We start from the raw sequence: 9824 nt of genomic DNA on the forward strand, positions 1-9824 counted from the left end.
CGCCTCCGGCCGCAAAGCCGCCGGTCACAGCCGCGCCACCGGCCGTGCCACCCGCCACCCTCGCCGCACCCGCGCCCGCAGCGACCCCGGTGACCTCGCCCAACACCCCTGCGCCGCCGCCATCCGCAACGGCACGGGTGACAACGCCCGACACCCAGCCCGCGCCACGACCCGCAACCACCACCGTCAACGCCGCGCCGCCCGCCAGCTCACCTGCCCCGCCCGCCGCGCAACCGCCCCTGCCCACCACGCCCCCGCCTGCGCCTGCCACCCCCGCAGCCGCACCGCCGGTCACCGCACCCGCCGCGCCCACCACACAGCCACCCACCACACAGCCACCCGCCGCTCAGGCACCTGCCGGCACGCCCGCCCCACCCACAGCGCAACCGATCGCGCCCACCACGCCTCCGGCTGCTCCGCCGCCCGCGAGCACGCCGACCTCACCAACCCCCACCTCCACTCCGCCCAACACCGCGCCCCCGGCCGCCCCACCCGGGAGCGCCCCGCCGGCCAACACCCCCGCCGCGCCGGCGAACCCGCCCGCCGACACACGGCCGGCACCCCCGGCCCCGGCCCCGACCTCGGCCCCGCAGAACCGTCCCCCTCAGGCGAGCACCCCGAACCAGACCACCGGCGTCACCCCGCTCACCCCGGACGTCGTCGTTGCCGTGGTCGGCCCGACCGCCCCGCCCAGCACCACCCGCAAGGTCCCGAACTTCCCCGCCACCCCCGACACCTCGAACACCACCGCCCCCAACACCACACGGGGCACCACCGGTGACGCGCCGGCCCCCAACCCCAACCCGCCGGCGGCCGTCGTCGGTGGCGGGCGGGACGCTGCGGTGCCCAAGAAGCTCCACTTCGTCTGGATGGGTGGCGAGCTGAGCCCGTCCGCGAAGGCCAACATCACCGAGTGGGCGGCCAAGGCGGCCGAGTCGGGGTGGCGGGTGCGCCTCTGGACCGATCCCAAGGCGGCCGACGCGCCCGGCAACAAGCAGTTGCTCGCGGACCTCGAAGCGCAGTTCCCCGGCGTCGTCGGGCAACGGCCGGTCGACCGGTCCCTGCTGAACCCCGTCCCCGGCGGCAGCGTCGTCCCGGCCCTCGACAGCAAGGCGAAGAAGCTCGTCGACCTGGCGCTGGACAAGGGCGCCTACGCGCTCGCGTCGGACGTCGCCCGCTACCACATCCTCCAGAAGCGCGGCGGCGCGTACGTCGACGTCGACATCGCCCCCGGCCAGGTGCAACTGCCCGCCGACCCGAAGATGTCGACCAAGGGCTCGGCCGTCCCGTTCCTCGCCCCGCTGCTGCGCGACCAGGAAGCCCTCGACCGGCACGTCGCCGAGCTGCCCGAACCCACCGAGGCCGACGCGGGCAAGACCCCGACGCAACGGGTCGTGGACAAGCTCTACGACGCGGGCATGTTCAACAACAACCTGATCGTGTCACCGCCCGGCTCGCCGTTCCTGCAACGGCTGATCGACAACCTGCCGAAGACGGACGACTACAACGTCCAGATGGCGATGGTCGGCAAGGACCTCAGCAAGAACGCCGCCTCCCTCACCGGCCCCCGCTACATCGAGTCCCAGCTGGAGAAGCACCTCAAGGCCAACGGCAAGTGGCCGGCCAACACCACCTGGGCCGACTTCGCCAACACCGCCAACGGCCACCTCCAGGTCGACCCGGAAGCACGCGACACCTGGAGCAACCTGGACTTCATCACCCCGGAGAGCGAAGCCCAGCTGGACCGCGAGACGCCGCCACCGGACGCCACCGGCCCGTCCACGAAGACGCCCAACTTCCCCACCGCCGACGCGCCACCCGCCGGCGCCACACCGCCGGACCCGGCCACCACCGCTCCGAAGCGACCCGACGGCGACCAGGTCATCAACGACGAGAGCTGGCGGCACAGCGGCAAGGACCACGGCGACCCCGGCACGTCCTGGGCCAAGCACCCCGCCCCGGTCAGCCCCGACCGGGTGGACGCCGTGCGCGGCGACGTCCCGCCGGTCCGGCACTTCGCCGACGTCGGCGGCCTGACGAACGACAGCCGGATCACCTTCGGCCCGGACGGCCGCCCGAAGTTCGAGCTGTCCACGTGGGGCAACCAGATCGGCTACGAGGCGCGCCGCATCGCGTTCCCGGGCGTGGACGGCAAGCCGGACACCGTCGTGCAAGACCGCACGTTCAAGCTCTTCCTGAACAACACCGACGCGTTCACGCCGCAGCAGATCCAGGACTTCAAGGACAACGCCAAGAAGGGCGCCGACACCTTCTGGAACAAGGGTTTCGCGCTGCCGCGCGGCGACCAGCTGAACGTCAACATCGAGTTCACCACGAACCCCGACGAGGCCACCGGCACGATCACGATCACCCCGCCGGGCAGCCACCCCAACCAGCTCGAACTGCCCGTGGACGCCAAGCCGGTGCACTTCGCGCACGAGATCGGCGGGCACTCGGGCGGCCTCGACGACGTCTACTTCGAGCGCCCCGACCAGAACCCCAGCATCTTCCAGCACTCGCCGGGCAAGACGGTCACGCACCTCGACGGCACGACCGAGGTCGTCGGCAAGGGCCGCGTCGCGAACGACAACAGCATCATGGGCCCGAACGCGGGCAAGCCGGAAGCGCACGTCATGCCGCGTGACCTGTGGCTGGTGGACAAGCGCGGGCCGAACCCCGAGGTGATGACGCCGTCACGGGTCGACCCGGACACGGGCCGGGTGGACAACCCGGTCAACCCGAACACCACCGCCCCGGACACCAGGGCGGACGTGCCGGCGCCGGACGTCAAGTCGCCGAACGCGGGCTTCGGCCGCAAGGAGCCGTGGGGCTGGAACGAGCCGGACGCGCCGGCGGCGGTCGTGGGCGGCGGGCGGGACGCCACCGTGCCCAAGAAGCTGCACTTCGTCTGGATGGGCGGCGAGCTGAGCCCCGCCGCGAAGGCCAACATCACCGAGTGGGCGGCGAAGGCGGCCGAGTCGGGTTGGAAGCTGCGCCTGTGGACGGACCCGTCGGCCGCGGCCAAGCCGGGCAACCGGCAGCTGCTCGCGGACCTCGAAGCGCGGTTCCCGGGCGTCGTCGGGCAACGGCCGGTCGACCGGTCGCTGCTGAACCCGTTGCCGGGCGGCAGTGTCGTGCCCGGTCTGGACAGCAACGCCAAGAAGCTGTCGGACCTGGCTCTGAAGAAGGGCGCGTACGCGTTGGCGTCCGACATCGCCCGCTACCACATCCTCCAGAAGCGCGGCGGCGCGTACGTCGACGTCGACATCGCGCCGGGCCAGGTGCAGCTGCCTCAGGACCTGAAGATGTCCAACACCGGCGCGGCCGTGCCGTTCCTCGCGCCGCTGCTGCGCGACCAGGAGGCCTTCGACCGGCACGTCGCCGAGCTGCCGGAGCCCACCGAGGCCGACGCGGGCAAGACGCCCCTGCAGCGGGTCGTCGACAACCTCTACGACGCGGGCATGTTCAACAACAACCTGATCGTGTCGCCGCCCGATTCGCAGTTCCTGCAACGCCTGATCGACAACCTGCCCAAGCCGGACGACTACAGCGTCCAGACCGCGTTGGTGGGCAAGGACCTCAGCAAGAACGCCGCCTCCCTCACCGGTCCGCGCTACATCGAGTCGCAGCTGGAGAAGCACCTCAAGGCCAACGGCAAGTGGCCGCCCAACACGACGTGGGCCGACTTCTCCAACACCTTCAACGGCCACCTGCGGGTCGACCCCGAGGCACGCGCCACGTGGTCCGGGCTGGACTTCATCACGCCCGAGAGCGAGGCCCAGCTCGACCGCGAGACGCCGCCGGCGGCGGACACCGGCGGGCCGTCGCACAAGACGCCCCACTTCCCCGGCCTCCGCAACCCGTTCGCCTCGACGCCCGCGCCGATGATCCCGCTGACCACGCTGAACACCGCGCGGCCCGGCCCGCTGCTGCCGTCGCTGCCCGCCCTGCCGGAGTTCGCGCAGAGCGGCCGGGCGCTGGGCTCGGTCGCGGCGCGGGACGTCACCGGCGCGGCACGGGTCACCGACGCCGTCAACGGCCTGCTGCCGCGGCGCCCCGGCGTCGAGCCGGTCGGCGTGGACGCGATCGAGTCCGCGATCACCGGCGACTTCGAGTCGGTCCTGGGCAACGGCAGGCACTTCCAGGTGCAGGTGGGCCGCGACTGGTTCGACGCGCACGTGCAGGCCGTGATGACCACGCCGGTCGACGAGGCCGCCGCGACGTCCACCCCGCCGACCAAGACCAAGGTGGACATGGCGGCCAACAGCGGCGTCACCGCGTCGGCCACGAGCACCATCGCGTCCGGCAACGACGTCGGCGTCGCGGCGGCGGCCGGCATGGGCGTCGGCGTGACGGGCTCGCTCGGCGCGAAGGCGCCGCTGGCGCGACCGGTCACGTCGACCACCACCACGACGTCCGCCGCCGACCAGCGGATCATCCGCTCGGGTGACAACTCGACGCGGGCCACCGTCCCGGTGACGTACACGGTCACGCTCACCGACGCGCGCGGCACGGCGCACGGACCGGTCACGGTCGCGAGCGACCCGGCCGGCGACGTGGACGTGACGCTGCACATCCCGCACGAGCTGACCAGCCTCACCCCTCCCGACCCGGCCCTGACCCCGGTCACCCCCGCGCCGGGCTGGGGCGCGCGGCTGGAGCACCCCGTCCCCGAGGCCGTCACCGGCCTGGACGCCGCGCGGGCGTTCGCCGACATCGCCGCGCACCTGCACCCGTCGATCACGCAGGTCGGCTCGCCCGGCCGCACCACCGTGCTCGACTTCGTCAACGAGACGTCCATCCGCGACAACTTCGGCCCGATGCTCAGCGGGTGGGTCACCTCGCCGGACCTGGTGAGCCCGCACGGCGGGCACGCGTCGGCGTTGCAGATGCGGGCGAACCTGATCACCGCGGAACTCGTCGGCACGACCAACGACTCCCAGCTGCGCGTCCACGAGACGTCCGGCACGAGCGGCGCCGTGAGCGCGTCGACCAAGAGCGGCTTCGACATCAGCGCGGGCCTGGGCGGCGGCGCGATCGTCCCCGGCGCGGTGGGCGGCACGGCGGGCGTCGTCGGCGGCGTGTCCGCGCGCACGACCGAGAGCTCGTCGGCGGGCGTGAGCACGAGCACCCGTGCCGGCATCCAGCTCAAGAACGAGATCGGCCTCTACAAGGTGACCGCCGAGGTCGAGGTCCGCACGCCCAACGGCGCGAACGTGGTCATCCCGGTCACCACCTACCAGCGGATCGGCGTCCCGGAGGCCGCCGCGCAGGGGCTGCCGGTGCCGCCGGGCACCGCGCCGGACCTGACCAAGCCGGGCACCGCGGGCACGAGGTTCGCACCGCCCTACCTGGCGGCGTCGCTGGCCGCGGGCAACGCCAAGGTCGGCGCGTTCGAGCCGGCGGCGAGGGTGAAGACGCAGGTCGAGGACGCCCTGCGCCGCCTCGGCGGCTTCCTGCCGACGTGGAACGCGCCGAACGCCGACCCGCGCACCACCCGCGTCAAGCACGGCGACCTGGTCGAGCTGATGGCCAACCAGCGCAAGCTCGACGCGGAGATCTCGCGGGCGGCGCTGAGCGGCCGGATGGACAGCCTGATGGGCTCGGGCGTGCAGGTGCAGCTGAAGAAGCGCGGCTTCGCGACCAACGAGTACGTCAACATCAGGATCAAGGCGAACGTCGCGCCGGGCACCCACGTGGGCCAGGTCGACGGCCGCAACGTGCGCGGCTCGGCGTCCACCGGGCCGAGGCTGGACAGCTCGACCGCGACCCAGAAGGGCTGGAACCTCGGCGTGGAGGGCCGGGTCGTCATCCCGGCGGTGTCCGGCACGACGACGCTCACGCCCGCGCCGCAGGCCGGCGTGAAGTTCTCCAGCTCCACCACCGCGAAGACCACCGCCGGCCCCACGGTGAACAGCACGTCGCTCAACGTGGGCAGCGCCGACGCGCAGGTGTTCGACCACAACACCACGTTCGACGTCGAGATCACGACGTTCAGCCGCAGCCGCGCGTGGGTCAGGCGGGTGACGCCCGGCTCGCCGTTCCGGGAGGTGCCGGCGCCCCGCACGGTCGCCCGGACGGGCGGCGGCGCGAACGTGGCGCAGAACCTCCCGCCCATCGCGGGCCCGGTGACGCTGTGGGTGTCCGACGGCTCGACGCTCGACTCCGACCCGTCGGTGTTCGCGCCGGGCACGCCGACCGCCACCCCGATCGCGAACCCGGGGTCGATCAAGGACCTGCTCAGCGCGCCCCGGCCGGCCGCGCCGGAGATCCTGCACGTCGAGGCCGTCGTCAACACCGACGCGGTGGTCGAGGAGGCCATCCGGGTGCTGAACCAGGCCGCGGACGGCGACTCGTCGTTGACGGTGCCGGGCACGGAATCGCGCAACCGGATCAACCAGTCGCACGGCGCGGAGAGCTTCAAGGCGAACCTGCCGAAGCTGATCCGCACGGGCATGCAGGAGGGCTCGCTGAAGTACGGCCGCCGGGTCACCGACCGCACCGGCGCGCTGGGCACGTCCGTCGAGCTGCGCAACCCGCGCCTGGTGTCCATCTCGGACTCGACGCCCACGGAGAACGCGAGCACCGGCGGCTACAAGGCCGGGACGAGCAAGACCGACAGCAAGTCGGTCGACGCGACGGTCGGCGTCAACGTGCCGATGAAGCCGACGACGACCCCGAAGGGCGCGGGCGGTCTCGGGTGGGTGGGCAAGTGGACGCCGTGGGCGCGGTCGTCCACCCGGTCGAACGAGGTCGCGGGCAGCGTGGACCGCAACCGGGTCACCGCCGCCAAGACCCGCACCGTGCTCGTGCAGATGGACGCGGACGTCACGCTCATCGCGGAGTCCCGTTCCGGCAACACCCTCTACAAGGGCACGCCGCGGACGGCCGGTTCCGTCGTGACGCTGCCCGGCGGCGTGTTCGTGCGCGTCAGCGAGGACACCGCGCGCGGCATGGGGCTCCTGCCGCCGCTGCCGGGGCACACGTCGCCGACGTTCGGCTCGATGGAGCCGCCGCGGATGCTCGCGCAGGACGAGCCGGGCGCGCTCGGCCTCAGCCTCGTCGACGAGATGCCCGACCTGTCCACCCTGGTCCCCGACCTGCGCGCGGACCTGCGGCGACTCGGTCCGGAGCTGCTGCCGGAGTCGGTGCTGGACGACTCCATGCACAACCTCCAACGCCTGGTCGACCTGGCGTCCACGACCGGCGCGACGTCCCTCGTGGACAGCGCGCTGGACGGCGGCGTGCCGCTGCTGGTGCACAAGCCCGGCGTGTTCGGCAAGGAGACGTTCCAGGTGGTGCTGCGGGCCACGACCGGCACACCCGTGTTCCGCAACGCCGTGAACGACGGCGTGGACATGGAGCACACCGTCGCCACCGCGCGGAAGACGGCCGACACGCGCGAGAAGTCCACCGCGTGGGGCACCGGCCTGCGGCTGCCGGGCGTCGGCCAGCCGGGCAGCGCCAACCCGAACCTGTCCGGCACGGCCGGCGTGGCCGCCGCCGTGAACATCGGCGGTGCCAAGACCACGTCCACGACGACGTCCACCACCGACCAGGCGGGCAACCTGCGCGCGGGCACCGGGCCCGCCGTCCGGTACGGCGTGCCGATCCGGTTCGAGCTCGTGGTGGAGAAGGGCGATCACGTCGTCGGCCGCGCGAGCAGCGGACCGCGTGAGATGGGCATCCGGGTGCACGCGGACAACCAGCGCGTCACCCCGCCCACCGGCTCGCCCGCCCGCACCCCGTACACGGCGACCGACGTGCGGCGGGACGCGGCCGAGGCCCGGCCCGACCGGCTGACGGCGTGGCGTGCCGCCGGCAACCCCGTCACGCTGCCGCCGGGCTCGTCGGTCGAGACCCTGCGCGGCGTGACCGACCTGCGGCGGGTGGCCGTGACGGCGCTGACCGCCGCCGGCGCGAACGCGGGCATCACCGGCAAGGGCACCGGGTCGCTCAACGCCCTGCTGTCCACGATCAGCTCCGAGCAGCTCCAGCCCGGCTTGCCCGGCATGACGGGATCGCCGCTGGTCGTGGGCCTGGACGAGGCGTCGCTGACGCTCAGTCAGCACGCGGACCTGGAGGTGTACCCCAAGCTGGTGAACCCGCGCCTGGCGGCTGTCAGCGACGGGGTGAAGCTGGAGAACCCGACCACGTCGGTCACCGCGACGTCGACCGACTTCAAGTCGACCGAGACGGGTGACGCGTCGCTGGGCGCGGTCGCGGGCGGGTTCAGCCTCAAGCAGCCGCAGGACCCGGCCAACCCGAAGCCGACCGATCCCGTGGTGAACTTCAACACCGGCGGCGTCGAGGTGCGGCACGCGACCGAGAACTCGGACGCGGTGTCCGGCGGCGCGTCCGCCAACCGGACCGGCAACCTGAAGGCGGACGGCCGGACCGGGCTGGTCGCGTTCGACGTCGAGTACCGGGTCGTGGCACGGCTGGACAACGGCGGGGTGGCCGTCTTCGACCTGACCGTGCCCGACTCGGCCGAGGTCCGGATGACCGCGCCCGACGTCGAGGCCGTGCTCGGCAAGGCGCTCGACGGGCCGCTGGCCGAGGCGCAGAACGCCGTCAAGACCGAGGCGGAGCTGTGGCGCAAGGCCGAGGAGGCGTCCGACGCGGCACGGCACGCGGCCGTCGCGAAGATCAACGAACTGGCGCCCGACATCACCCGTGCGGACAACGACGTCGCCACCCGTGCGGGTGAACTGACCACCGCCGCGACCACCGCGGCCACCGCGGCCGGTGTGGTGCCGGGGCTGGAGACCGCGCTGGAGCGGGCGAAGTCACGGCGTGAGCAGGCCAATCTTCTGGTCGACACACGGCAGGGTGAACTCGCGAACCTGCGCGTGGACGCCGTCACGGTCGAGAACGCGCGGTTGACCGCCGAGCTGCACGAGCGGATGAGCGCGGACGCGGTGGCCGACGCCCGGTCCCGCCACGACCTGGCCGCCCAGCGCCTCGCCGACGCCGAAGCCGACCTCCGCACGGCCGAGCAAGCCCTGGCCAACCACACCCCGCCGCAGGGCCCCGACCCCCGGCGTCCGGTGCTGGAGACCCAGGTCGCCGACGCGAAGGCCCTCCGCGACGCCCGGCAACGCGACGTCGACACCGCCCACCGCGCCCTCACCGACGCCCAAGCCGACCACCAGGTCGCCGCGGCGACGGCGCAGCAGGCCCAACAACGCGCCACCGCCGTGCGGCAGCAGGTGACCGACGCGGAAACCCTCCTGAACACGGCGCTGACCACCCTCGGCACCGCGCGGACCGACGTGACGACCGCGGAGGCCGACCTGGTCAACGCCCAGGATGCCGCGCGGCGGGCCGACCAGCAGCGGGTCGAGGCGCAGGAGCGCCACGACGCCGCCGTGCGGGCGCGGCAGCAGCTCAGCGACGAGATCGCCCGCGTCGAGCAGGCGCTGGAGGCCGAGCGGGTCAAGGCGGACCAGGCCCAACAAGCCTGGTGGGACGCCAAGGCCCAGGTCGACCAACAGATCGACACCTACAACGCCACCCCACCGCCACCACCGCCCGCCCCGCCCGCACCTCCGACGAACCCCACCACCGCCGCACCGGCCAACGCGGCACCGACGAACGCAACCCAACCGCAGCCACACACCACGGTGGCCGCACCGACCCTCCCCACCACACCGCCGGTGCCACCCCTGCCCATCACCACACCGGCCACCACCGCCGGCGCCACACCCGCCGTGGCAACGGCCCAGGCCACCGCTCCGCCGGCCCCACCGCTGCCCACCACCGCACCCGCACCCGGCACGCAGCCCGCAGCCGCACCGCCGGCAACCCCGGCACCACCGCCG

General features: G+C 73.4%; 2 protein-coding genes and 1 pseudogene. 1 reads left to right on the top strand and 2 read right to left on the bottom strand.

Annotation, left to right across the window (positions count from 1 at the left end):
- A pseudogene (locus ACFQ3T_RS30670) lies at nucleotides 1–250 on the bottom strand (PPE domain-containing protein); the annotation flags it as partial.
- A gap of 354 nt (nucleotides 251–604) precedes the next feature.
- Nucleotides 605–763, bottom strand: a complete 159-nt coding sequence (locus ACFQ3T_RS30675; RefSeq protein ID WP_380728592.1) for a hypothetical protein — start codon at nucleotides 761–763, stop codon at nucleotides 605–607.
- Between the two features lie 79 nt (nucleotides 764–842).
- Between ACFQ3T_RS30675 and ACFQ3T_RS30680 the strand changes: the two genes are divergently transcribed.
- A partial coding sequence (locus ACFQ3T_RS30680) for a glycosyltransferase (RefSeq protein ID WP_380728594.1) occupies nucleotides 843–9824 on the top strand: 8982 nt, incomplete at its 3' end.

The sequence above is a fragment of the Saccharothrix hoggarensis genome (assembly GCF_042678885.1).
In the GTDB taxonomy this organism is placed as follows: Bacteria; Actinomycetota; Actinomycetes; order Mycobacteriales; family Pseudonocardiaceae; genus Actinosynnema; species Actinosynnema hoggarensis.